The sequence below is a fragment of the Methylorubrum populi genome, assembly GCA_036946625.1.
Taxonomy (GTDB): Bacteria; Pseudomonadota; Alphaproteobacteria; order Rhizobiales; family Beijerinckiaceae; genus Methylobacterium; species Methylobacterium populi_C.
Genome location: JAQIIU010000002.1, coordinates 105,073 through 128,557, shown reverse-complemented (window position 1 = coordinate 128,557; position 23,485 = coordinate 105,073). Strand labels below are relative to the sequence as shown.

The 23,485-nt window shown below is 71.0% G+C and carries 20 protein-coding genes, 1 tRNA gene and 2 pseudogenes; 15 read left to right on the top strand and 8 right to left on the bottom strand.

The features are described 5' to 3' along the window. Positions 1-21: 21 nt before the first annotated feature. Positions 22-900: an ATP-binding protein gene (locus tag PGN25_02285; protein MEH3116452.1), complete on the bottom strand. Its 879-nt coding sequence runs from the start codon at positions 898-900 to the stop codon at positions 22-24. A gap of 234 nt (positions 901-1,134) precedes the next feature. Here PGN25_02285 and yajC point away from each other — a divergent pair, with 234 nt between their 5' ends. From yajC to PGN25_02255, 6 genes are all read left to right on the top strand, one after another. After that, positions 1,135-1,467, top strand: a complete 333-nt coding sequence (gene yajC, locus PGN25_02280) for a preprotein translocase subunit YajC (GenBank protein MEH3116451.1) — start codon at positions 1,135-1,137, stop codon at positions 1,465-1,467. 67 nt (positions 1,468-1,534) lie between these two features. Then, positions 1,535-3,139: a protein translocase subunit SecD gene (secD, locus tag PGN25_02275; protein MEH3116450.1), complete on the top strand. Its 1,605-nt coding sequence runs from the start codon at positions 1,535-1,537 to the stop codon at positions 3,137-3,139. A gap of 104 nt (positions 3,140-3,243) precedes the next feature. After that, a complete protein-coding gene (gene secF, locus PGN25_02270; GenBank protein ID MEH3116449.1) occupies positions 3,244-4,188 on the top strand; it encodes a protein translocase subunit SecF in 945 nt (314 codons plus the stop codon). Between the two features lie 139 nt (positions 4,189-4,327). Further along, positions 4,328-4,726, top strand: coding sequence for an MTH938/NDUFAF3 family protein (locus PGN25_02265; GenBank protein MEH3116448.1), 399 nt, complete (start codon positions 4,328-4,330; stop codon positions 4,724-4,726). A 27-nt stretch (positions 4,727-4,753) separates the two neighbouring features. Further along, positions 4,754-5,650: a phytoene/squalene synthase family protein gene (locus PGN25_02260; GenBank protein ID MEH3116447.1), complete on the top strand. Its 897-nt coding sequence runs from the start codon at positions 4,754-4,756 to the stop codon at positions 5,648-5,650. 11 nt (positions 5,651-5,661) lie between these two features. Then, positions 5,662-5,961, top strand: a complete 300-nt coding sequence (locus PGN25_02255; protein MEH3116446.1) for a helix-turn-helix transcriptional regulator — start codon at positions 5,662-5,664, stop codon at positions 5,959-5,961. 55 nt (positions 5,962-6,016) lie between these two features. Here PGN25_02255 and PGN25_02250 read toward each other — a convergent pair whose 3' ends face one another. Beyond that, positions 6,017-6,940: a manganese catalase family protein gene (locus PGN25_02250; protein ID MEH3116445.1), complete on the bottom strand. Its 924-nt coding sequence runs from the start codon at positions 6,938-6,940 to the stop codon at positions 6,017-6,019. A 301-nt stretch (positions 6,941-7,241) separates the two neighbouring features. On the opposite strand from PGN25_02250, the gene PGN25_02245 reads away from it, so the two are divergent. Then, positions 7,242-8,981 carry an L-lactate permease gene (locus tag PGN25_02245; protein ID MEH3116444.1) on the top strand — a complete coding sequence of 580 codons (1,740 nt, stop codon included), beginning with the start codon at positions 7,242-7,244 and terminating at the stop codon, positions 8,979-8,981. Between the two features lie 95 nt (positions 8,982-9,076). Here the strand turns inward: PGN25_02245 and PGN25_02240 are convergent, their stop codons facing one another. Further along, positions 9,077-9,517, bottom strand: a complete 441-nt coding sequence (locus PGN25_02240) for a DUF983 domain-containing protein (GenBank protein MEH3116443.1) — start codon at positions 9,515-9,517, stop codon at positions 9,077-9,079. A 197-nt stretch (positions 9,518-9,714) separates the two neighbouring features. Between PGN25_02240 and PGN25_02235 the strand changes: the two genes are divergently transcribed. Together PGN25_02235 and PGN25_02230 are read left to right on the top strand one after the other, a co-directional pair. Next, positions 9,715-10,251 (top strand): GNAT family N-acetyltransferase, encoded by a 537-nt coding sequence (locus PGN25_02235; protein MEH3116442.1) that lies wholly within the window; start codon positions 9,715-9,717, stop codon positions 10,249-10,251. A gap of 307 nt (positions 10,252-10,558) precedes the next feature. Further along, positions 10,559-10,759: pseudogene (locus tag PGN25_02230) on the top strand (helix-turn-helix transcriptional regulator). Positions 10,760-10,769: 10 nt separating this feature from the next. Here PGN25_02230 and PGN25_02225 read toward each other — a convergent pair. Then, on the bottom strand, positions 10,770-11,645 hold the full coding sequence (locus PGN25_02225; protein ID MEH3116441.1) for a DMT family transporter: 876 nt from the start codon (positions 11,643-11,645) through the stop codon (positions 10,770-10,772). 106 nt (positions 11,646-11,751) lie between these two features. On the opposite strand from PGN25_02225, the pseudogene PGN25_02220 reads away from it, so the two are divergent. Beyond that, positions 11,752-13,189 (top strand): annotated as a pseudogene (locus PGN25_02220) (PLP-dependent aminotransferase family protein). 287 nt (positions 13,190-13,476) lie between these two features. Here PGN25_02220 and PGN25_02215 read toward each other — a convergent pair. Both PGN25_02215 and PGN25_02210 read right to left on the bottom strand, forming a co-directional pair. Further along, on the bottom strand, positions 13,477-15,432 hold the full coding sequence (locus PGN25_02215) for an AI-2E family transporter (protein ID MEH3116440.1): 1,956 nt from the start codon (positions 15,430-15,432) through the stop codon (positions 13,477-13,479). Between the two features lie 228 nt (positions 15,433-15,660). Next, positions 15,661-16,035: a response regulator gene (locus tag PGN25_02210; protein ID MEH3116439.1), complete on the bottom strand. Its 375-nt coding sequence runs from the start codon at positions 16,033-16,035 to the stop codon at positions 15,661-15,663. 176 nt (positions 16,036-16,211) lie between these two features. Here PGN25_02210 and PGN25_02205 point away from each other — a divergent pair, with 176 nt between their 5' ends. Together PGN25_02205 and PGN25_02200 are read left to right on the top strand one after the other, a co-directional pair. After that, positions 16,212-17,573 carry a pentapeptide repeat-containing protein gene (locus PGN25_02205; GenBank protein MEH3116438.1) on the top strand — a complete coding sequence of 454 codons (1,362 nt, stop codon included), beginning with the start codon at positions 16,212-16,214 and terminating at the stop codon, positions 17,571-17,573. A 69-nt stretch (positions 17,574-17,642) separates the two neighbouring features. After that, positions 17,643-20,051: a response regulator gene (locus PGN25_02200; GenBank protein MEH3116437.1), complete on the top strand. Its 2,409-nt coding sequence runs from the start codon at positions 17,643-17,645 to the stop codon at positions 20,049-20,051. Between the two features lie 140 nt (positions 20,052-20,191). On the opposite strand, the gene PGN25_02195 is transcribed toward PGN25_02200, so the two are convergent. Next, positions 20,192-20,359 (bottom strand): DUF892 family protein, encoded by a 168-nt coding sequence (locus tag PGN25_02195; GenBank protein ID MEH3116436.1) that lies wholly within the window; start codon positions 20,357-20,359, stop codon positions 20,192-20,194. Positions 20,360-20,537: 178 nt separating this feature from the next. On the opposite strand from PGN25_02195, the gene PGN25_02190 reads away from it, so the two are divergent. Then, positions 20,538-21,683, top strand: a complete 1,146-nt coding sequence (locus PGN25_02190) for a glycosyltransferase family A protein (protein MEH3116435.1) — start codon at positions 20,538-20,540, stop codon at positions 21,681-21,683. An 86-nt stretch (positions 21,684-21,769) separates the two neighbouring features. Here PGN25_02190 and lipB read toward each other — a convergent pair whose 3' ends face one another. After that, the gene (lipB, locus tag PGN25_02185; protein ID MEH3116434.1) at positions 21,770-22,516 is read right to left on the bottom strand and encodes a lipoyl(octanoyl) transferase LipB; all 747 of its coding nucleotides are present in this window, start codon (positions 22,514-22,516) and stop codon (positions 21,770-21,772) included. A 57-nt stretch (positions 22,517-22,573) separates the two neighbouring features. On the opposite strand from lipB, the gene PGN25_02180 reads away from it, so the two are divergent. Continuing rightward, entirely contained in the window at positions 22,574-22,879 is a 306-nt protein-coding gene (locus tag PGN25_02180; GenBank protein MEH3116433.1) for a FliM/FliN family flagellar motor switch protein, read from the top strand. A gap of 122 nt (positions 22,880-23,001) precedes the next feature. Further along, a tRNA-Leu gene (locus PGN25_02175) sits at positions 23,002-23,086 on the top strand. Positions 23,087-23,485: the final 399 nt, after the last annotated feature.

Genomic DNA, 23,485 nt, shown 5'->3' with positions numbered 1-23,485 from the left:
GGTGGGAGAGTCGGAAAAAAACTACCCGTCGAGCCGCTGCCCGAGCCGTCCGGCCAGATCCTGGATGAACTGGAACGCGGTGCGGCCCGAGCGCGAGCCGCGGGTGGTGGCCCATTCGAGCGCCTCGGCCCGCACGCGGTCCGGCTCCCCTTGAAGGCCGTAGCGCTCCACGTAGGCGCGGATCATCGCCAGATACTCGTCCTGGCTGCACTTGTGGAAGCCGAGCCAGAGGCCGAAGCGGTCGGAGAGCGAGACCTTCTCCTCCACGGCCTCGCCGGGATTGATCGCGGTGGAGCGCTCGTTCTCGACCATCTCGCGGGCGAGCAGGTGGCGCCGGTTCGAGGTGGCGTAGAACAGCACGTTGCCCGGCCGTCCCTCGATGCCGCCGTCGAGCGCGGTCTTCAGCGACTTGTAGGAAGTGTCGTCGGCATCGAACGAGAGGTCGTCGCAGAACACCAGCCAGCGGTGGGGATCGCCGCGCAGCAGGCTCATCAGCTCGGGCAGCGCCTCGATGTCCTCCCGGTGGATCTCCACGAGCTTCATCGGCCGCGCGCCCTCGGGCCGCCGGGCGTTGATCTCGGCATGCGCCGCCTTGACCAGCGACGACTTGCCCATGCCGCGCGCGCCCCAGAGCAGGGCGTTGTTGGCCGGCAGCCCCCGCGCGAAGCGCTCCGTGTTCTCAACCAATGTGTCGCGGGCCCGGTCGATGCCGGTGAGGATGCCGATCTCGACGCGGTTGACCCGCGGCACCGGGATCAGCCGGCGCTCGGGCCCCCACAGGAAGGCATCGGCCGCGCCCGTATCCACCTTCGAGATGGCGGACGGGGCGGCGCGCTCCAGGGCTGCGGCGATCCGCTCCAGAAGCGGCAGAAGGGCGGCGGGAGTCGGCTCTAAGGCCATGATGTGCGGTCCGGTTGCGGGGGGAGGGCGGCAGCCCTCGCCGAGGTGGCGCCTTTTAGGCCGAGGCCGGAGAGAAGGGGAACCGTGCCGGCATCGCGCCGGATGCATCGCCCCGGCGTTGCTTTCGAATCGCCCCTCGCTATAGTCCGCGCGCTTTTCGGCAGGCTCGTCGTCGCAAGGCCCCGGCGCCGCCGGGCCTGACGGGCGCATGCCCTCGATCAGGAGTTTTCCGCGTTGATCACCCCCGCCTTCGCGCAAGGAGCCGGTGCCGGAAGCGGCGCGGACGTCGCGTTGCAATTCGTGCCCTTCGTCCTGATCTTCGTGATCATGTACTTCCTGATCCTGCGCCCGCAGCAGCGCCGGCTCAAGGATCACCAGAGCATGGTCAAGAACCTGCGCCGGGAGGACACCGTCGTCACCAACGGCGGCCTCGTCGGCCGGGTCGTCAAGGTGACCGACGACGCCTCCGAGGTCGAGGTCGAGATCGCCCCGAACGTGCGGGTGAAGGTGGTGCGCTCGATGATCTCCGAGGTCCGCGTCAAGGGCGCCCCGGTCAAGGCCTCCTGAGGCGCCATAGCTGTGTGCCGGCGGTCAAACCCCGGCACCCATGACATAAGAAGTCGGAACCGGGCGGATGCTGCGCTTCTCGAGAACCAAGATCGTCGCGACGCTCGCCGTCATCCTGATCGGCCTCAGCCTCGCGGTGCCGAGCTTCGTCCCGGCCGACAGCCGCAAGGCCTTCATGGCCGCGCTGCCGTCGTGGTTCCCGAGCTGGATCATCCCGCAACGGGCGATCGTGCTCGGCCTCGACCTCCAGGGCGGCTCGCAGATCCTCTTGGAGATCGACCAGCCCGATCTCGTCCGCTCGATGGTCACGGGCCTGCGCGACGACGTGCGCCGGGTCCTGCGCGAGGCGTCCGTGTCGCCGGAGGGCGGCATCCGCGTGATCAACCGCGGCGTCGAGCTGCGCATCCCCGATGCCGCGGCGCGCGCGAAGGTGATGCCGAAGCTGCGCGAACTGGCCCAGCCCGTCAGCAACCCGCTCGCCGGCGGCGGTGGCCAGACGCTCGCGGTGAACGAGGCCGAGAACGGCACGATCCAGCTCGTCCTCACCGATGCCGGCCTCAACGACCGCACCCGCCGGGCCGTGACCCAGGCGATCGAGGTGATCCGCCGCCGCGTCGATTTCAGCGGCACCAAGGAGCCGTCGATCCAGCAGCAGGGCGCCGACCGCATCCTGGTGCAGGTGCCGGGCCTGCAGAACCCGCAGGAGCTGGAGGACCAGCTCGGCAAGACCGCCAAGCTCGAGTTCCGCATGCTGGCCGACTCGCCCTCGGGCGACGTCGACCTGCTGCCCTCGAAGGACGAGGGCGGGGCCAAGGTGCCGGTCGAGCGGCGCGTCATGGCCGACGGCAGCGATCTCACCGACGCCCAGCCCGCCTTCGACCCGCAGACCCACGAGCCGATGGTGAGCTTCAAGTTCAACCTGCGCGGGGCCCAGCGCTTCGGTCAGGCAACCTCGGAGAATGTCGGACGCCGCATGGCGATCGTGCTCGACAACGTGATCCAGTCGGCCCCCGTGATCCGCTCGGCGATCACCGGCGGCTCGGGCCAGATCACCGGCAACTTCACCGTCAAGGACGCCAACGACCTCTCGGTGCTGCTGCGGGCGGGCGCGTTGCCGGCCAAGCTCACCGTGGTCGAGCGCCGCGTGGTCGGCCCCGGCCTCGGACGCGACTCGATCGAGGCCGGCAAGCTGGCGACGCTGGTGGCCGGCGCCCTCGTCATCGCCTTCATGTTCGCGACCTACGGCACCTTCGGCTTCATCGCCAACATCGCCCTCATCGTGCATGTCGGCCTGATCCTCGGCCTGATGTCGGTGCTGGAGGCGACCATGACCCTGCCCGGCATCGCCGGCATCGTGCTCACCATCGGCACCGCGGTCGATTCCAACGTGCTGATCTACGAGCGCATGCGCGAGGAAGCCCGATCCGGCCGCTCCCTGGTCTCGGCGCTCCAGGCCGGCTTCGACCGGGCGTTCGCCACCATCATCGACTCGAACTCGACCATGGCGATCGCCGCCCTGCTCCTGTTCTTCATGGGCTCGGGCCCGGTGAAGGGCTTCGCCGTGGTGTTCATCCTCGGCATCCTCACCACGGTGATCACGGCGGTGACGCTGACGCGCATGATGATCGCGGTGTGGTACACGTGGTTCCGGCCCAAGGCCCTGCCGTTCTGAACGAACCCCGTCCGGGGGACTGCGGCGACCCGCATGGGCGGGCCGCACCATCGCTTTGCAAGGCTCGGGCCCCGCGCGCCGGCCTCCATGACCTGAGACCGACCATGCGCCTGCTCCGCCTCTGGCCCGACGAATCGCATTTCGACTTCATGCGGTTCCGGCGCGTCACCTTCCCGCTCTCGGCGGTGATGTCGGTGGTGACCGTGGTGCTGTTCGTCACGGTCGGGCTCAATTTCGGCATCGACTTCAAGGGCGGCACCCTGGTCGAACTCCAGGCCAAGCCCGGCCGGACGGCGGACCTCGCCGAGATCCGGCACACCGCCAACGGCTTCGGCTTCGGCGAGACCGAGGTGCAGGAACTCGGCGGCGAGGGGCAGGTGCTGGTGCGCTTCCCGCTCCAGGCCGGCGAGCAGGGCCAGACCGCGGTGATGCAGAAGGCGCACGCCGCCTTCGACGCGGGCTACGATTTCCGCCGCACCGAGACGGTGGGCCCGCGCGTCTCGGGCGAGCTGGTGCAGTCCGGCACGATCGGCGTCGTGCTCTCGGTGCTGGCGGTGCTGCTCTACCTGTGGTTCCGCTTCGAGCGGGAGCTGGCGCTCGGCGCCATCGTCGGCACCCTGCACGACATCGTGCTGACGGTCGGCATCTTCATCGTCACCCGCATCGAGTTCAACATGACCTCGATCGCCGCGATCCTCACCATCGTCGGCTACTCGCTCAACGAGACCGTGGTGGTGTTCGACCGCACCCGCGAACTGATGCGCCGCTACAAGACCATCCCCGTGGTGGAGCTCCTGAACCTCTCGATCAACTCCACCATGTCGCGCACGGTGATGACCTCGCTCTCCACCGCCCTGTCGCTCGTCGCGCTGGTGCTGTTCGGCGGCGAGGCGATCAAGGGCTTCGCCGTGGTGATGCTCTGCGGCGTGGTGATCTGCACCTATTCGGCGATCTTCGTCTCGACGCCCGCGCTGATCTATATCGGCCTGCGCCTGTCGGGGGCGAAGCCGGCCCGGCGCGAGGCCGGACTGCCCCAGGCGGCCGAGTAAGGCGCGGCGTGCGGCGGGACGTGAGTCGTCGATCCCGGGCTGTTTCCACGGCCGCGGCGGTTGAGAGTGCCGCTCGAAAGGCCAACATCGTCCGGAGCGGGGGCGACCCCGTGAGGATGCGGCCCAGGGGAGGCGCGGCTTGAGCGAAGGGCGTCATCCCGGACGGATCCACGACGGCTTCCTGCCCGGGCGCCACGGCATCGACGCCTACGGCAACGGCGGCTTCCGCTTCGGGCAGATGTCCCACCGCGGCTCGATCCTGCTGCTGCCCTCCGGCGTGAGCGCCTGGGGCGTCGCCGCGCCCGCCGACATCGACGGGCGCAGCCTCGCGCCGGTGCTCGCCGAGGCCGGGGGGATCGAACTGCTCCTCATCGGCACCGGCGCCGACATCGTGTTCCTGCCCGATCCCTTACGCCAGCGCCTCAAGGCCGCGGGCATCGGCGTCGACGCCATGCAGACGGGGGCGGCGGTGCGGACCTACAACATCCTGATGGCCGAGAACCGCAAGGTCGCCGCCGCGCTGATCGCCGTCCCCTGACCTTGAACGCCGCATGAGCCCCGCTCCATGACGCGCCCCGACACCAGAACCGAGACGAACCCGGAGGCCGGCGACGGCGGGCTCGCCTTCGCCTTCCGGCACTGCGAGGAGCTGGTGCGCGAGGGCGACCCGGACCGCTACTTCGCCACCCTGTTCGCGCCCGCCGCCGTCCGTCCGCACCTGTTCGCGCTCTCCGCCTTCAACCTCACCGTCGCCCGGGTCCGCGAGGCGGCCGGCAATCCGATGGCAGGGGAGATCCGCCTGCAATGGTGGCGCGACGCGCTCCAGGGCGAGGCGCGGGGCGACGTGCGGGCCAACCCCGTCGCCGCGGCCCTGGAGGACGCGATCGTCGCCCGCCGCCTCGGGCGCCAGCCCTTCGTCGACCTGATCGATGCCCGCGTCTTCGACCTCTACGACGATCCGATGCCGCGGGTGAACGATCTGGAGGGCTATTGCGGCGAGACCGCCTCCGCTCTGATCCGCCTCGCCGGCCTGGCGCTCGCCGACGGGGCCGAGCCGGGCGGGGCGGCCGCCGCCGGCCATGCGGGCGTGGCCTACGGCATCACCGGCCTCCTGCGGGCGCTGCCCTGGCACGCGCGGCAGGGGCAGGTCTACCTGCCCGGCGACCTGCTGCGCCAGAACGGCGTGACCCGCGAGGACATCGTCTCCGGCCGCGGCGGACCCGGTCTCGTGCGCACCTGCGCCGAGTTGCGGGCGCTGGCCCGGCGCCATCTCGCCGCCTACGAGGCGGCCCGCACCACGATCGCCCCCGCCGCCCGGCCCGCCTTCCTGCCGGTCGCCCTGGTCGAGCCCTCTCTCGCGGCGATGGAGCGCTCCGGCTACGATCCGCTCAACAGCCTGATCGAGATCCCCCGCTGGCGCCGCCTGTGGCGGCTGTGGCGGGCGGCGCGCACGGGACGGTGAAGGGGAAAGCGATGCTGCGCGTGAAGGCCGATGCCGACCGGACCGCCGTGGCGGAGTTCCGGCGCAAGCTCGCTGCGAGCGAGGAGGAACTGATCCCGGCTTCCGTCGTAGAGCGTCTCGTCTCCGGCGAGAACCGTGTCCGTGTCTGGCGCGAGCACCGCGGCCTGAGCGGGGCCGCGCTCGCGAAGCGGGCAGGACTCGCACAGGCTTACCTGTCGCAGATCGAGACGGGAACGCGGGAAGGCACCGTGGAAACCTACGGCAAGCTTGCCGCGGCTCTGGGGGTTTCCCTGGACGATCTCGCGGGCTGATGCCCCGCCCGAATTGACGGCCGGCGGTCTTCGTCGCCGGCCGCCGAAGGCCGCCTCAGCGGGCCTTCTTCGTCAGCTTCTGCGCGATCTCGAACATCTCCTCCGGCGCGTAGTCCGGCGAGAAGGCGGAAGGCACGCCGGTGAGCTGGTGGATCTTGCCGCCGTCCGGCATGCCGTCCACCACCTCGAGCTCGCCCGGCGGATCGCCCGGCAGCGCCGTCTCGCCATGGCCCCAGATCCCGGCGATCTCGCGATAGTCGTTCGGGCTCCAGGTGTAGAGCCGGCGGTGCGAGCCCTCCTGGAGGTACTTCTGGCACTCGGGGATCCTGTCGAGGTTGATGTTCGGCGTCGGCAAAAACTTGTCGAGATCGACGCCGGTGATCTGCTTGAGCGCCAGCGCGTAGGCGTGGGCGTGGACCGAGCCGCGCACCAGCAGGTAGCCGCAGACCTCGCGGCCCGTCGGGTCGGACAGGGTCTCGTAGACCCGCAGCTTGTGCAGCCGCGCGCCGCATTCGAGGTGGAAGTTGTGCAGCAGGTCGACGACGACGTTGCCGGTGGAGGTGACGAAGTCGTTGTTCCAAGAGGCGCCGTTGCTGTTGATCGGCGCCGCGCCGCCGCCGTTCGAGAGGAAGGCCGCAGCGAGCCGCACGTCCTTCATGTCCTCGAAGGGCGCGCCCGAGATGTCGCCGCCATCCGTCTCGTCGCCGTCGTCGTCGGGCCCGTTGTTGAGCATGGCCACGCCGTTGCTCACGAGCTCCACGTGGCCGAGTTCCTCCGCCGTGATGCTGGAGACGAGGCCGTAGAACGGCTTGAGCTTCTCCTTGCTGCGGAAGTTGAAGCTCTGGAACATGTAGTTTCCGAGCGTGGACATCTCGCCGTACTTGCCGCCCAGCAATTCCTGCAGCGCGGCGGCCGCATTCGGATCCCTGCGCTTGGGGGCGGGAAGCTCGGCCTGCAACTTGTCGACGCGCATGAACATGGGAGGAGGTTCCTCTCGCTGCGTTCGGGAATCGCCCGGGAATCGTCCATGGGCGTCCAGCGGGAACCGGGGTTCGCAGGCCCGGTTCCGAACCCCACCCGGACATGCGCTCACACCCGTGTGAAGGCGTTCGCGACGCTCCCCCGGCCCGCGGTGCCAAAAAAGCGTCACCGGGCCAACATCTGCCGGGACCCGGAATGAAGACATGATGACGTGCGTTGAGCGGGCTTGGCCGCTCTGCTAGCACCCTGTGCCAGAAGGTCCCGGCGGCAGATCGGGACATCGGAGGAGGGCGACGCCCGTGACACCCTGGAACCAGGTCTACGATCCGTTCGGGAATCCGTGGCTCTCGACCTTCATGGCGTCACTGCCGGTGATCGCCCTGCTCGGGATGATCGCCAGCGGCAAGGTGAAGGCGCATATCGCCGCGATCCTCGCCCTCGTCATCGCCTTCCTCGTGGCGACCGTCGCCTTCGGCATGCCGACGGGGCTCGCGACCCGTGCGACCGTGCTCGGCATGGTCACGGGCATGTTCCCGATCGGCTGGATCATCCTCAACGTCATCTTCCTCTACCGGCTGACGGTGGAGAAGGGCTGGTTCGCCACCCTCCAGCAATCGGTGGCCGGCATCACCGAGGACCGGCGCATCCAGCTCCTGCTGGTGGCCTTCGCCTTCGGCGCCTTCTTCGAGGGCGCGGGCGGCTTCGGCACCCCGGTGGCCGTCACCGGCGCCATCCTGATCGGACTGGGCTTCTCGCCGCTGGCCGCGTCCGGCCTCTCGCTGATCGCCAACACCGCGCCCGTGGCCTACGGCGCGCTCGGCGCGCCGGTGCAGGGTCTGGCCTCGGTGACGGGCTACGACCCCTACGTGCTCGGCGCGATGATCGGCCGCCAGCTCCCGTTCTTCTCGGTGATCGTGCCGTTCTGGCTGATCTGGGTGTTCGCGGGCTTCCGCGGCATGATCGCGATCTGGCCGCCGATCGCGGTGTGCGGCATCGCGTTCGCGGCAGCCCAGTTCCTGATCTCGAACTACATCAACCCCTGGATCGTCGATATCGGCGCCTCGCTGGTCTCGATGGCCGCCCTCGTCGCCTTCCTGAAGGTGTGGCGGCCCTCGCAGGTGTGGTCCTCGCCGGCCCTGCGCGGCCACGATCCGTCCGTCGGCTACGGCGAGCCGCGTCCCGCTCCGCTCGGCGCGGGCGTGCCCGGCGACCCGCCGAAGGTGAGCGTCGGCGGCCGCGCCGCCTCGTCGCGCGCGATCGCCATGGCCTGGGTGCCGTGGATCATCCTCTCGGTGATCGTGGCGATCTGGGGGACCGGCTGGTTCAAGGGGATCGTGAACCCGCTCTTCACCTGGAAGTACGAGGTGCCGGGACTGCACAACATGATCATGAAGGTGCCCCCCGTCGAGGCCGCGCCGAAGGCGGAGCCCGCGATCTTCGCCTTCACCTACATGTCCTACACCGGCACCGGCGTGCTGTTCGCCGCGATCCTCTCCGGCCTGATCATGCGCTTCTCGCCGGTTCGCCTCGTCACCGCCTATGTCGAAACGATCTGGGTGCTGCGCTACTCGCTCGTCACCATCGCGGCGATGCTGGCGCTCGGCGTGCTCACCCGCTACGCCGGCGTCGACGCCACGCTGGGCCTCGCCTTCGCCGGCACGGGCATCCTCTACCCGTTCTTCGGCACGCTGCTCGGCTGGCTCGGCGTCGCGCTCACGGGCTCGGACACCGCCTCCAACGTGCTGTTCGGCGGCCTGCAGCGGATCACCTCGGAGCAGCTCGGCCTGTCGGGCGTGCTGATGGCCTCGGCCAACTCCTCGGGCGGCGTGATGGGCAAGATGATCGACGCCCAGTCGATCGTCGTGGCCTCGACGGCGACCGGGTATTTCGGCCAGGAGAGCAAGATCCTGCGCTTCGTGTTCTGGCACTCGATCGTGCTGGCCTGCCTCGTCGGCGGCCTCGTGATGCTCCAGGCCTATGTCTACCCGTTCACCGAGATGGTGATCCACCCGGCCGTCACGGCGCCCGCCACGCACTGAGCCGGCTCGTCCGAAAAGACGATGCAAGATCGAAAACCGAGAGCCTCGTCCCGGATCCGGTATCCACGACGAGGCTCCAAAACCTCTCCCGCCGTTCAGCGGCCGCCGGACGCGTCCGGCTCGACCGCTTCCGCGACCGGCCGGGCGCTGACCCGCGCGATCCGCCCCTCCTCGGCCCGGTGGACGTACTGGCTCGCCACCAGCCAGCCCTTGAAGAAGCGTAAAGGGAGCGAGCAGGCGATCAGCACGACGGGCAGCGTCAGGACGAAGTGGAGCCAGACCGGCGGATCGTAGGCCAGTTCCAGCCACAGGCCGAAGGCGACCGCGGGAATCGCCGTCGTCATCATCACGAAGAAGGCCGGGCCGTCGGCCGGGTCGGCGAAGGAGAAGTCGAGTCCGCACACGTCGCAGGACGGAGCGATGTTCAGGAAGCCCTTGAACAGGTGGCCCCGGCCGCAGCGCGGGCAGGCGCTGCGCGCGGCGACGGAGAGCGGCGCCTGGGGCTCGTAGCGGGTCTCGTCACGGGTGTCGGTCATCGCGAACTCCTGGCGGGGCAACCGGCGCCCGCCGCGATGGTTCGCGCGGCCGGCCCGCAGGTCTCCCATGTCTCCTGTTTCCCATGCGGGTCCGGGCGAATTTTTTCGAGCCGCATCTTTCGAAAGCGGGAGGGATTAAGCGACCGACCCGGCCCGTCATGGTCTCTCTGCGCGCGACATCGTATCCCGCACTGATGATGTTCTTCCGCCGCGACAGCCTGATCGACCTGCCCGGTCTCGAGACCGCGCGCCTGTCGATCGCGCCGCTCGCGCGCGAGGACGCGCGGGCGTTGCGCGACCTCACCGACGATCCGGCGATCACCGGGGCCGTCGATTTCCTGGCCGATCCCTTCACCCTGGCGGATGCCGAGGCGCTGATCGGCTCCGCCCGGCACGGCCGCGACCGCTTCGTCGGCGCCTGGAGCCGCGATCCCGGTCTTCACGCGGGCGCATCCCCGCTCGTCGGCGTCGTCGGCGCGCATCTGCGCGGGGAGGGCGCGGTCGAGATCGGCTACTGGATCGCCGGGGCCGCCCGCGGGCGCGGCTTCGGGGCGGAGGCGGTCTCGGCCTTCGTCGGCCTGATGCGGCACCGCTTCCCGCGCCGGGCGATCGTGGCGGAGTGCCGGCCCGACAACGTCGCCTCCTGGGGCCTGCTGCACAAGCTCGGCTTCCGCGAGACGGGCTCGGAGGGCCACCGTCCCGGCCGGCGCCAATTCGTCCTCGAAGGGACGTGAGCCGTGGAGCCGGGGCGGGAGACCCGGGGAGACCAAAGACGTACGATGGCGGCGCCCTGTTCATGCCGCCCGACCTCGCCCCGCCGCCCGCTCCGGCCCGGGGCGGCGACAAGGCGCCGGCAGCCGAGCGGGTCGCGCGCCTGATACGCCATCCGGTTGATGACTTCGGCCTCTCCTGCGTCATCGCGAGGCGAAGCCGTGGCGATCCAGGGCGCGACCTTTCCGGACCTGTCGCGCCCTGGATCGTTTCGCGGCCGCTCGCGATGACGGAGGGGGGCCAAACCCGAAGCGATCAAGCGGAAACGGTATGACGCCGCAGCAGATGCGGGTGCTCGGCATGATCCGCCAGGGCAAGCTCAGCGAGCAGATCGCCCACGAGTTCCAGGTCGGCGACTCGACGGTGAAGGCCCACGCTTCCGAGATCCTGCGCGAACTCGAAGTCATCAGCCGCACGCAGATCGTGATCGAGACCGCCTGTCTCGACCTCAATCAGGCGGCCGGAGGGTTCCGATCCGCCCTCACGCGAAGCGCTTGGCGGCGGCGACGCAGAGCACCACCCCGGCGGCGACCGCGACCATCGCCCCCTCGACCGGTTCGCCCAGCAGCAGGCCGGCGAGCGCGAGGCCGAGGAAGGGCTGGAGCAACTGCAACTGCCCGACCCCGGCGATGCCGCCGAGCGCCAGCCCGCGATACCAGAACACGAAGCCGACCAGCATGCTGAACACCGAGACGTAGGCGAGCCCGGCCCAGGCCGGCAGGCCGATGCCGCTCCACGACGGAGGCAGCGTGGCGAGCGCCAGCACGGCCATGACGGGTGCGGCGAGCAGCAGCGCCCAGGAGATGACCTGCCAGCCGCCGAGCCGGCGCGACAGGCGCGCACCCTCGGCATAGCCGAGGCCGCACAGCAGGATCGCGCCCAGCATCAGGAGATCGCCCGCGAGGTCGGCGCCCGCGCTGCGCGCCAGGGCGAAGCCCGCGACCGCGAAGCTGCCCGCCCCCGAGAACAGCCAGAAGGCCGGTCTCGGCCGTTCGGCTCCGCGGCGCAGGACGCCGAACAGGGCGGTGGCGAGCGGGAGCAGGCCGATGAAGACGATGGAGCGGGCCGACGTGATGCTCCGCAGCGCGAGCGCCGTGAGCAGGGGAAAGCCGATCACCACCCCGAGCGCCACCACGGCGAGCGGCATCAGATCGCCCCGCGCCGGCAGCTTCTGCCGCAGCAGGGCGAGCAGCGCCGCCCCGAGCCCGGCGGCGATCACGGCGCGCGAAGCGGTCAGGAACAGCGGCGTGAAGCCGCCGACCGCGACCCGCGTCGCCGGCAGCGATCCGCTGAAGATGACGACGCCGAGAAGGCCGTGCCCCCACCCCTCCCAGGATTTTTTGTGCGTTGTCCGCATCGCTTGTCCCCGAACCCGGCGCGAGGGTAAGCGGCAGGCGCTGGCGGCGACAGGAACGGTCCCGTACGGTTTCGGCCGAACTGTATGGCCCTACGGACCCGCACGCATGACGGACCGTGACAGGACAGGGGAAGCGGGCGGCCGGACCGGAGCGGTGATGGCGGCGATCCGCCAGAAACTCGCCGCGCGGACGCTGGCGCCGGGGGAGAAGCTGCCCTCGATCCGGCGCTTCGCCGCGACGATGCAGGTCTCGCCCTCGACCGTGGTCGAGGCCTACGACCGGCTGGTGGCGGAGGGGCTGATCCGCGCGCGGCCGGGCTCCGGCTTCACCGTCTCCGGGGCGGTCTCGCCGCTGGCGCTCACCGAGGCCGAACCGCGCCGGGAGCGGGCGATCGACCCGCTCTGGGTCTCGCGCCAGTCGCTCGATGCCGGGCCGGACACGCTCATGCCCGGCTGCGGCTGGCTTCCCGCCGCCTGGATGCCGGAGGCGGCGATCCGCCGGGCGGTGCGCGGCCTTGCCCGCGCCGGGGACGCGGTGCTGACCGATTACGGCGCCCCCCGCGGCGCGCTGTCCCTGCGCCGCCTCCTCGTGCGCCGGTTCGCGGAGGAGGGGATCGAGCTCGGCGCCGATCAGGTGCTGCTCGCGGCTTCCGGAACGCAGGCGATCGACCTGATCGGCCGCTTCCTGCTGCGGCCGGGCGACACGGTGCTGGTGGACGATCCCTGCTACTTCAACTTCCAGGCCCTCTTGCGGGTGCACGGCGCCCGGATCGTCGGCGTGCCCTACACCCCGACCGGACCCGATCTGGCGCGTTTCGCCGAGGCGCTGGCCGAGCATCGCCCGCGCCTCTACGTCACCAACTCGGCGCTCCACAATCCGACCGGCGCGACGCTCTCGCCCCGAACCGCGCACCGGATCCTGATGCTCGCGGCGGCCCACGACCTGACCATCGTCGAGGACGACATCTTCGCCGATCTGGAGCCCGAACCCTCGCCCCGGCTCGCCGCCCTCGACGGCCTCACCCGCGTGATCCGGATCGGCAGCTTCTCGAAGACGCTCTCGGCCTCGATCCGCTGCGGCTTCATCGCCGCCCGGCCCGACTGGATCGAGGCGCTCGTCGATCTCCAGGTGGCGACGAGCTTCGGCGGCCCGAGCCCGGTCGCGGCCGAGCTGATCGCCGGGACGCTCGCCGACGGCAGCTACCGCAAGCATCTGGAGCACTTGCGCCGCCGCCTGTCGCGGGCGCGCCGGGAGGCGGCTCGGCCGTCTCGGCATCGAGCCCTGGATCGTCCCGCGCGGCGGCTTCACGCTCTGGTGCCGCCTGCCCGACGGGCGCGACGCGGCGGCGGTCGCCCGCGCCGGCTTGCGCGAGGGGCTCGTGCTCGCCCCCGGCAACGTCTTCAGCGTCGCGCAGACGGCCTCCGGCTTCATGCGCTTCAACGTGGCGCAGATGACCGACCCGCATGTGTACGAGGGGATCGCGCGGGCGCTGGCGGAAGGAGGCCGAGTGTCCCACCCGCGCCCTCAGCCCGAGGCACCGTGACGTCGATCGCTTCGGCTGCGCGATACGGCTGGCGAATGGGTTTCGGGTGACACGCGTGCCTCATCCGGCCTGCGTCGCGTTCTGGATTGCTTCGCCATTCGGCTCGCAATGACGGTGCAGGTCTCCTTCTCCGTCCTTGCGAGGCGAAGCCGAAGCAACCCAGGAGCGCGACGGCACAGGCAAAGTCGCCTACCCCCGATCATTTCGGCCTCGAAGGCCTCGCCGTCCACGCCGCGGGTCCGGCCCGCCCGATCGGCGGCGCGCTGGTGGCCCGTTCCGACGAAGCCCTATTCCGCCGCCTGCAGCATCGGCGGCGCGTCGGCTTCCCCGCCGACCCTGGCCCGGTCCAGGGCCGCGTCGAGGGCGTCGCTGAGCGAGGTGACGAGCAGGTCGGCGGCGATCGCCCGGCGCAGGCGCCCGAGGGAGGCCGGATCGCGCTCGCGCCAGAAGCCGACGAGGATCGTCACCCCCGGCACCGCCTTGCGGGCGCGGCGGATGGCGAGGCGGATCAGCGACAGGCTGATCGGGTCGAGATAGGAAAAGCAGATCATCGCCGGACCCTCGCCCTCCGGCCCGCCGTTGCGCAGCGCGTCGCCCGTCGCCACCCGCGCCCCGAGCCCGTGGCGGGAGAGCGTCTGGGCCAGCATCAGCGTCGCCGCCTCGTCGAAGGCGCCCCCGCTCGGCACGCACAGCACCGGTGCCGCGCCGCGCCAGACCGGAGCCAGGTCGTCCGGGCCGAGCACGATGCCGGCCGCGCGCCGGTCCGGCCCCACCGCCGCGAAGGCGGCCTCGGCCTCGGCGCCCCTGGGCTTGCGCGAGCGCTCGAGCCGGCGCCGCCCCCGCGCCTGCCCCAGCGCCTCGGCCACCGTGCGGAAGCCGGTGCCGACCTCGCCCTGCCGCGCGCGGTCGAGCGTGCCCCGCGCCGCGTCCTCCTGGGCCATGCGCAGGCCCGCCAGCACGACCTCGTCGTAATAGGTGACGAGCGCCCGCTCCTTCAGGAACAGCCGCCCCTGCTCGATCGCCTCGGCCGGGTCGCCCGCGAGCATGCGCTGATAAAAAATCTCCTGCGGCCCGAGCGCCGGCCGGTCGCCGAGGATCACGTCGAGGAACCACAGCCGCTCGACATGGCGCCCGAGCACCACGAGGCAGACGGTGAGCGGCGTGGCGAGCAGGAGCCCGATCGGTCCCCACAGGAAGGTCCAGATCGTCGCCGCCAGGATCACGGCAATCGGCGAGAGGCCGGTCGAGTGCCCGTAGAGCAGCGGTTCGACCACGTGGCCGGCGATCGGCTCGACGATCACGAACAGGATCGCGACCTCGATCGCCATCGACCAGCCGGGATCGACCGCGACCGCGATGGCGAGCGGCAGCAAGGCCGAGATCGCCGCGCCGACATAGGGCACGAACCGGGCGATGCCGGCGATGACGCCGAACAGGATCGGGCTCGGCACGCCGATCAGCCAGAGGCCGACGCCGATCACGAGGCCGAAGGCGAGGTTGAGGATGAGCTGCGCGATGAAGAACCGGCTGAGCCGGCTCGTGGCGTCGTCGATCGCCGCCGTCGTGCGGCGCAGATCGCCCGACCCCGCGAGCCGGATCGCGCGGTTCCGCAGATCCTCGCGCTGGAGCAGGATGAAGATTGTGAACAGGAGGATCAGGCCGAGCGTGGCCAGCGGATGCAGCACCCCGCCCGCCACGCTGCCGAGCGTCGTCAGCAGGCCGGAGCGGGGGGCGTGGATCTCGACCTGCATCGGTCGGTCCGCCGTGCCGAGCGGGGCCTCGGTCCCGGAGCCGGTCTTGGCGGCAGGGGGTTGCAGCTCCTTGCCGATCTCCTCGGCCATGTCGAAGAAGCCGGAAAACGTGTCCGACAGCCCGCCCCGCTCGGCGGTCGCCGCGCGCAGCGCCGTGATCTTGTCGCGCAGGGTGAGCGAATAGCGCGGCAGGTCGGCGGCGAGCTGCGCCGCCTCGCGGGCGATCAGGCTGCCCACCGCGCCGAGCATCCCGAAGGCGAGCAGCACCACCAGCAGCACGGCGGCCGCCCGCGGCACGCGCAGGTGCCGCAGGGCGCGCACCGCGGGCACGAGGACGAAGCTCAGGAGGATGGCGAGCGCCACCGGCACGAGGATGTCGCGGCCGAGATAGAGCGCGCCGGCGAGCGTCACCACGAGCAGCAGCGAGGCGAGCGTCGTCACCACCGGCAGCGCCTGCCGCAGCAGCCGCGTGGTGACCGGATCGGTGGTCATGGCGTCCTCATGATGGCGTCCTCACAGGCGCCGGGCGAGAGAGGGGCCCTGGCTCGACGCCGGATCGGGCCGAGTCCGGGCGGTTCCTCATCCTGAGGTGCCGCGAAGCGGCCTCGAAGGATGCTCCAGGGATTGCGCGGGATCTGGACGATCCTTCGAGGCCGCCGCTGCGCGTCGGCACCTCAGGTCGAGGTCGTGGCACGGGATCGAGGGGCGCCGACCGGCATCCTAGCCCCCCGGCCCGATCGCCGTGCCGATCTGGGTGAGCAGCTTGGGGAAGTCGATCGGCTTCGGGTGGTAGTCGTCGCAGCCGGCCTGGATCGCCTTGTCGCGGTCGCCCGACATGGCGTGGGCGGTGAGCGCGATGATCGGGATGGCGCGGGTGTCGGTCGCGGCCTTCAGGGCGCGGGCCGTGGACCAGCCGTCGAGGATCGGCAGGTTCATGTCGAGCAGGATCACGTCGGGCCGGGCGGCACGGGCCTGCTGCACCCCCGCCTCGCCGTCATGGGCGAGCACCACCTCGTAGCCGCGGCGTTTGAGCCGGCGGGACAGGAAGTCCCAGATTTCCTCGTGGTCTTCCACCAGCAGGATCTTTCCCGACACGCTTCGAAACCCCTTCCCGCGCCGCACGCGCTTTCCGCGACCTAACGCGCGGAAAGCCGTTGCGGTGTCATGGGGCCGCGCGCAATCCTTATCCCTTGTCATGTCCCTCAGCTTGTCTCGCGCAGGTGCACACGGTTAAGGGGGCCTCCGGGGTCGGATCATGCGGGGCTTGCGCGGTGCGGGATGGCGGGGCGGAGGATGGTGATCCGCGCGTCGCGGCGCTGCTCGCGCAGCTTTCGGAGCGCGAGGCGCCGTTCTCGATTCGTGGGCGCGACGACCTCGCCGGGCTCCCCCTCGGGCGCGCGGCCCTGAGCCCGCGGATCGATCCCCAGGCGCCGCCGCGCTGGTGGGCGCAAGGGTCGGGCGGCCTCGATCTGGCGGAGGCCGACCTCGCCGATGCCCGGCTGGAGGCGACGGACCTGTCGGGCGCCAACCTGCGGCGGGCCTCGCTTGCCGGAGCGCTCGCCCGCTCCGCCGGCTTCGCGAACGCCTGCCTGGAGGAGGCGGATCTTGCCGGCGCCGACCTCAGCGGCGCGCACTTCACGGGCATCGCCGGCGGGCAGGCCTCCTTTCGCGAGGCGATGCTGGAGGATGCCGACTTCTCCGGCGCGACGATGCGCTTCGCCCGGCTCGACAAGGCGCTGCTCGACGGTGCCCGCTTCGAGGGCGCCGACCTGTGGGGCACCGATTTCACCGGGGCCGACGCCGACGATTCCGTGTTCCGCAAGGCCCGGCTCGACGAGGCCGACCTCTCCGACTGCAACCTGACCGGCGCGGATTTCGAGGGCGCGAGCCTCAAGAAGGCGCGGCTCGCCGGCTCGCGGCTGCGGGGCGCCAACTTTTCCGGTGCGCGCCTCGACGGGGCGGACCTGTCGGGGGCCGACTTCTCCCGCACCGGCCTCGTGCGCCTCGACCTCACGGCGTGCAGGCTGCGCCACGCGCGCTTCGCCGGGGCGTGGCTCGAAGGCGTGCGGCTCTCGGTCGAGCAGCTCGACGGGGCGGTCGGCGAGGAGATCGCAGGGGAATACGAGGCGGCGCAGGCGAGCTATCTCGCGCTGGAGCGCAACCTCCTCGGCATCGGCAGCCACGCGGGTGCGAGCTGGGCCTACAAGCGCGGGCGCCGCATGGGCCGCCGCCACGCCGGCGTGCGCGCCCGCGAGGCCTTTTCGACCCGCGACCTGCGGGGAACGCTGAGCCACGGCTACCGCTGGGTCGCCGACCGTTTCGTCGAGTGGCTGTGCGACTACGGCGAGAGCCTGTCGCGGATCGCCCGCGCCTTCCTCGTCGGCATCCTGCTGTTCGCCGCGGCCTACGGGGCGGCCGGCGGCCTCACCCGGGAGGGCGAGAACACGCCGACCTACAACCCGCTCGACCTCGTCAGCTACAGCGCGCTCAACATGATGACCGCCAACCCGCCGGAGATCGGCGTGAAGCCGCAGGGCCGCGTCACCAACCTGCTGGTCGGGCTTCAGGGCGCGGCGGGGATCGTGCTGATGGGCCTGTTCGGCTTCGTCCTCGGCAACCGGTTACGGCGTTGATCTTTTTGGTTTCGCATCGTCCCGGAATCCGGCGACTGCCGTTCGGGAGGATGCCATGATGGCCATGCCATGACGGGAGACATCACCGTGACCGTACAGGACGGGAAGGTGCCGGCCACCGGGCCGACCATGGCGGATTTCCGCAACCTCGCCGACGCGCTGCCGCAGCTCGCCTGGATCGCCGAGGCCGACGGCAACCTCGTCTGGTACAATCGCCGCTGGTACGACTACACCGGCACGACGCCCGCCGAGATGGCCGACCACGGCTGGCGCAAGCTGCATCACCCCGATCATCTCGACCGCGCCGCGGCGCGCTTTTCCGCCTGCATCGCCGCGGGCGCGTCGTGGCAGGACACCTTCCCCTTGCGCGGCAAGGACGGCCGCTACCGCTGGTTCCTGTCCCTGGCCGAGCCGGTGCGCAACCCGGATGGCGTCATCGTGCGCTGGTACGGCACCAACACCGACATCACCGCGACGCGCCTCGCCCAGGAAGCGCTCGGCCATTCCGAGCAGCGCTTCCGGGCCCTGGTGGACGCCTCCGCCGCCGTGATCTGGAACACGACGGCGCAAGGCGAGCTGATGCCGCCCCAGCCGCGCTGGGCCGCCTATACCGGACAGGGCGAGGAGGCCTACCAGGGCTGGGGCTGGGTCGATGCGGTCCATCCCGACGACCGGGCCCGGGCCGCGGAGGTCTGGGCCGAATGCGTCGAGGCGGTGAAGGTCTACGCGGTCGAGTACCGCCTGCGCCGCCACGACGGCGCCTGGCGCGACATGGAGGTGCGCGGGGTGCCGGTGCTCGCCGAGGACGGCACGATCCGCGAATGGGTCGGGCTCAACATCGACATCACCGCCCGCAAGGAGGCCGAGGCCGCGATCGAGCAGGCCCGCGCCGCGGCGGAAGCCGCCAACCTCGCGAAAAGCCAGTTCCTGGCCAACATGAGCCACGAACTGCGCACGCCCCTCTCGGCGGTGATCGGCTATTCCGAGATGCTCGGCGAGGAATTGGAGGATCGGGGCCATGCCGCGCTGCTGCCGGACCTGCGCAAGATCGAATCGTCCGCCCGCCACCTGCTCGGGCTCATCAACGACGTGCTCGACATCTCCAAGATCGAGGCCGGGCGCCTGACGCTCGCGGCGGAGCGCTTCGACGTCGTGTCCCTGATCGAGGACGTCACCGCCGCCACGCAGAGCCTGATCACGAAGAAGCGCAACCGCTTCCGCCTCGACGTCGAGGGCGATCCGAAAATCGGCCTCGGCGCGATGCATCAGGACCAGTTGAAGCTGCGCCAGTCGCTGATCAACCTGATCGGCAACGCGGCCAAGTTCTCGGAGGACGGCGAGATCGTCCTCGCCGTGCGCCGCTTCCGGGAAGACGGCGCCGACCGGCTGAGCTTTGCCGTCTCGGATACCGGCATCGGGCTGACCCAGGAGCAGATCGGCCGGCTGTTCGAGCGCTTCTCCCAGGCCGACGAATCGACCACGCGCCAGTTCGGCGGCACCGGCCTGGGGCTCGCCATCACCCGCGCCTTCATCGAGCGGATGGGCGGCACGATCGGCGTCGAGAGCACCTTCGGCGCGGGCGCGACCTTCACGATCCGCCTGCCGGCCGAACTCGCCGCCCACGAGGAGGAGGTCGAGGCGCAGAGCGTCACCGCCCGCGTCCACGAGATCACCGAGGGCGAGGCGCACCTGCACGACGTGGTGCTGCTCGTCGACGACGACCCGGCCGCCCGCGACCTGCTCCAGCGCTTCCTCGAACGCGAGGGGTTCCGGGTACGCACCGCCAACGACGGCCGGGCCGGGCTGACGCTCGCCCGGGCGCTGAAGCCGCGGGCGATCCTGCTCGACATCGAGATGCCGCGCATGGACGGCTGGGCGGTGCTGCACGCGATCCGCACCGACCCCGAGATCGCCGACACGCCGGTCATCATCACCAGCGTCGTCAACGAGTTCAGCCTCGCGCACGTGCTCGGCGCCACCGACTACATGGTCAAGCCGATCGACTGGGGCGCGCTCAAGGACGCGATGGAGCGCTACCGCCCCGTCGATCGCGAGGGCAGCGTTCTCGTGGTGGACGACGACGCCGACGCCCGCGAGCGGATGCGCCGCACGCTCCAGCGCGACGGCTGGCAGGTGCGCGAGGCCGAGAACGGCGCCGCCGCCCTGGAGAGCCTCGATCACGCCCGACCGAGCCTGATCCTGCTCGACCTGATGATGCCGGTGATGGACGGCTTCGCCTTCCTGCGGGCCCTGCGCGGGCGCCCGGACGGCGGCGGCATCCCCGTGGTGGTGCTCACCGCCAAGGAGATCACGCCCTCGGAGAAGGAGAGCCTCGGCCGGCAGGCCGACCGGCTCATCGTCAAGGGCACGATGAGCCTGTCCGAGATCGGCCGGCAGTTGCGCGATCTCTACGCCCGGCAGGACGGCACACCGCTGCCGGGCAGGATCCAGGGGCTGATCGACAAGCTGTCGCCGTAGGGCTTTCTTATCGGGCAGGTCGTGGGTCCGTCCGAACGCGATGCGGCGCATGCGGAAGACATCGTGCGGCGCCGATCACCGGTCGCGCACGTTTACCGCAGTCGCTGGCCTGTGGCGGGCGAACGCCTGGGAAAAGCTCGTCAGGTCTTCGGCGCCGTGCACTTCGTGCGGGTGAACGGCTCCTTCAGCTTGGGGGCGCTGGCCTGCTCGCTCAATTGCTGCACGGCGCGCGTCATCTGGTCGTTGGCCGACCAGAGGTCCTTCATCTCGTCGAGATAGACGTCCTTGAAGCTGCCGGGTGCCGACATGGGAGGCTCCTTGCTGACAGGTCGCGGGATGCCCGGGAAACCGGGGGAGGCCGGCTCTGTTCCGTGGCGCGGGGCCATCAGCCGCGGTTCATCAAGCGCGGCTTAGAAGGACGGCGCACGCGCCGCGCGGAAAAGCCCGCACCCGGCGCCTCCCGTTCGGCTTTCCCGGAGCCCGTCCGTGCCGCCCGTCTCCCTCGACACGATCATCGCCATCCCCGTCCGCAACGAGGCCGAGCGGATCGCCCGCTGCCTGAGGGCGGTCGGCGGGCAGACCGGCCTCGCTCCCGGCCGGCTCGGGCTCGTGCTGTTCCTGAACAACTGCACCGACGGCACGGCGGAGATCGTCGCCGGGCTCGTGCCGGAGATGTCGATCCCCGTCCGGGTGATCGAGCGGACCTGTGCCGGGGCGCATGCGGGCTGGGCCCGCCGGGCGGCGATGGACGCGGCGGCGGCATGGCTCGACGCGGAAGGGGCGGCCGCCGCGGGCACGCTGCTGACGACCGATGCCGACAGCATCGTGCCGCCGGACTGGGCCGCGGCCAACCTCGCCGCCCTGGCGGCGGGCGCCGACGCGGTCGCCGGCCGGGTCGAGCTGATCCCGGAGGAGGCGGCCCTGCTGCCACCCTCGCTCCCCGCCCGCGGCCGGCTGGAGGATGCCTACGACGCGCTCATCACAGAGATGGAGGCGCGCATCGATCCCGATCCGCACGATCCGTGGCCCTGCCACCGCACCACCATCGGCGCCTCGCTCGCCGTGCGCCTCTCGGCCTACACGCAAGTCGGCGGCATGCCGGAGATCCCGCTCGGCGAGGACGGCGCCTTCGTCGGCGCCCTACTGCAGCGGGGTTTTCGCGTGCGCCATGACCGGGCGGTGCGGGTGCTGATCTCGGCCCGGCTCACCGGCCGGGCGGCCGGCGGCGTCGCCGACACGATCCGCTCCCGCTGCGAGGAGCCCGACGCCCTGTGCGATGCCCGCATGGAGGCGGTGCCGCGCGCGCTCCACCGCTACGCCTGGCGGGCGCGCCTGCGTCGCCTGCACGGCGAGGGGCGGTTGTCCCGCGATCTCGCCTGGGCGCGCCGGCTCGGCATCCCCGAAGCCGAGGCCCGCCGCATCGCCGCCCTGCCGCGGGTCGGCGAGATCGTCGCGGCGGTGGATCGCGCCAGCCCGCGCCTCGCCTATCACCCGCTGATGCCGAGGCAGCTCCCCGGCCAGATCCGCCTCGCCCGCTTCGTGCTGCCGCTGCTGCGCGTGGGCTTGCGCCTGCGCCGGGCTGCGCCCGCCGCCACGCTTCCGGACGTGCCCGCTGCGACAGCCGACGCGTAAGTCCCGGCTTCCCTTCAACCAGGGCTCCGCCCTGGACCCGCGAAAGGGCCTGCCCTTTCGAAACCCCTGACTTTGGCCGAGGCGGCCTATGCCGCCTCGTCGCGGGTGGGGCCGAAGACCGGCTCGAAGGCGGCGCGGAGCGCCATGTCGACCTCGGGCAGGCTGACGATGCGGCCGAGATCGGCCAGGCTGGTGACGCCGTGCTCGCGCACGCCGCAGGGCACGATGCCGGAGAAGTGGGTGAGGTCCGGCTCGACGTTGAGGCTGATGCCGTGCAGGCTCACCCAGCGCCGGACCCGGATGCCGATCGCCGCGATCTTGTCCTCGACGCAGACACCGTTCGCTGCGCCCTTCTCCGGCCGGCGAACCCACACCCCGACCCGATCCTCGCGGCGCTCGGCCCGCACGGTGAAGGCGTCCAGCGTCGCGATCAGCCACGCCTCCAGGCTCGCCACGTAGGCCCGCAGGTCCGGCCGGCGCCGGTTGAGGTCGAGCATCACGTAGGCGATGCGCTGGCCCGGCCCGTGATAGGTGTATTGTCCCCCCCGCCCCGTGCGGTGGACCGGAAACCGCTCCGGCTCCACGAGGTCGGCGGCCCGGGCCGAGGTGCCCGCGGTGTAGAGCGGCGGATGCTCCAGGAGCCACACCAGTTCGTCCGCCTCGCCCCGGGCGATCGCCGCGGCGCGGGCCTCCATCGCGGCCACCGCCGCCTCGTAGCCGACCGGCGTGTCGGTGACGCGCCACGCCACCGGCGGCGCATCCCGGCGCGGCAGGAATGTCGCGGGCGCGACCGAAAGCCGGGAGGCAGGCGCCGCGAAGGAATTGTTTACCAAGGCTTCACCATCGCGCGCGGAAGGTTTTCCGTAAGTCGAGAAACGGAGCATCCGCGCATGGCGGTCCTGGACGAATTGCAGGTCGATCTCAAGGTCGTGCTGGGGCGCAGCCACATGCCGCTGCACATGCTGCTGCGCATGGGCCGCGGCGCGGTGATCGAACTGGAAGCGACCGACACCGACATGGTCGAGATCCTCGCCAACGACCACCCGATCGCCCGCGGGCAGATCGTGGTGACCGGCAACCGCATTTCCGTCGAGGTGACCGAGCTGATCCGCAAGGCCGATGTCGTGCGCACCCCCGGCGTGACGATCGGCGAGGGCGCCGTGCCGATTCTGGACGACGCCGAGGCCGGGCCCTGAGCCGCTCCGAGGCGGCAAAAGTCGAAGAAGCGAATCCGGCGCTTGTGCCCGCCCCGGGCTTCTGTTATCCGCTGCGCCGCCCACACGGAAACCGGCCGCCCTGCGGCGGCACGGCGGCAAGGGCGGCCATGGCGGAATTGGTAGACGCGCTAGCTTGAGGTGCTAGTCCCGCGAGGGGTGGAGGTTCGAGTCCTCTTGGCCGCACCAACCTGTTTCCTGATGGAAGTCGAAAGGTTGGTTGCTACAAGGGCTTGGTGAAGACCGCGCTTTCACACAGCGGTTTCACGCATGGCCCTCATGACAGCCCCACCGTGGAAGCACCCGAAGACCGGCACGCACTGCCTACGCCAGCGCACGCCGCTTGACCTTCTCCACAGCGTGAAGGGTCAGAGCGTGGCCCTGCCGGTGGGCGATGCCTTCATCATCGTGAAGGCCGGTGACGCCATCCAGGCATCTCTCCGGACCAAGGACATCGCCGAAGCCCGAAGCCGCCATGCGGTCGCGGATGGAGCTTTGAAGCGGTTGCGGAAGGGGCCGACACAGGCTCAACCAACGCAGATCACGGCCCTAGGTGCCCTTTCAGCGTCCCGGCGGGTTCGCATTCCG

Excerpts from the sequence above, each read along its gene's own strand:
- PGN25_02285 (MEH3116452.1), bottom strand. The coding sequence starts at position 900 with ATGGCCTTAGAGCCGACTCCCGCCGCCCTTCTGCCGCTTCTGGAGCGG.
- secD (MEH3116450.1), top strand. The coding sequence starts at position 1,535 with ATGCTGCGCTTCTCGAGAACCAAGATCGTCGCGACGCTCGCCGTCATC.
- secF (MEH3116449.1), top strand. The coding sequence starts at position 3,244 with ATGCGCCTGCTCCGCCTCTGGCCCGACGAATCGCATTTCGACTTCATG.
- PGN25_02260 (MEH3116447.1), top strand. The coding sequence starts at position 4,754 with ATGACGCGCCCCGACACCAGAACCGAGACGAACCCGGAGGCCGGCGAC.
- PGN25_02255 (MEH3116446.1), top strand. The coding sequence starts at position 5,662 with ATGCTGCGCGTGAAGGCCGATGCCGACCGGACCGCCGTGGCGGAGTTC.
- PGN25_02250 (MEH3116445.1), bottom strand. The coding sequence starts at position 6,940 with ATGTTCATGCGCGTCGACAAGTTGCAGGCCGAGCTTCCCGCCCCCAAG.
- PGN25_02240 (MEH3116443.1), bottom strand. The coding sequence starts at position 9,517 with ATGACCGACACCCGTGACGAGACCCGCTACGAGCCCCAGGCGCCGCTC.
- PGN25_02235 (MEH3116442.1), top strand. The coding sequence starts at position 9,715 with ATGTTCTTCCGCCGCGACAGCCTGATCGACCTGCCCGGTCTCGAGACC.
- PGN25_02225 (MEH3116441.1), bottom strand. The coding sequence starts at position 11,645 with ATGCGGACAACGCACAAAAAATCCTGGGAGGGGTGGGGGCACGGCCTT.
- PGN25_02215 (MEH3116440.1), bottom strand. The coding sequence starts at position 15,432 with ATGACCACCGATCCGGTCACCACGCGGCTGCTGCGGCAGGCGCTGCCG.
- PGN25_02200 (MEH3116437.1), top strand. The coding sequence starts at position 17,643 with ATGACGGGAGACATCACCGTGACCGTACAGGACGGGAAGGTGCCGGCC.
- PGN25_02195 (MEH3116436.1), bottom strand. The coding sequence starts at position 20,359 with ATGTCGGCACCCGGCAGCTTCAAGGACGTCTATCTCGACGAGATGAAG.
- PGN25_02180 (MEH3116433.1), top strand. The coding sequence starts at position 22,574 with ATGGCGGTCCTGGACGAATTGCAGGTCGATCTCAAGGTCGTGCTGGGG.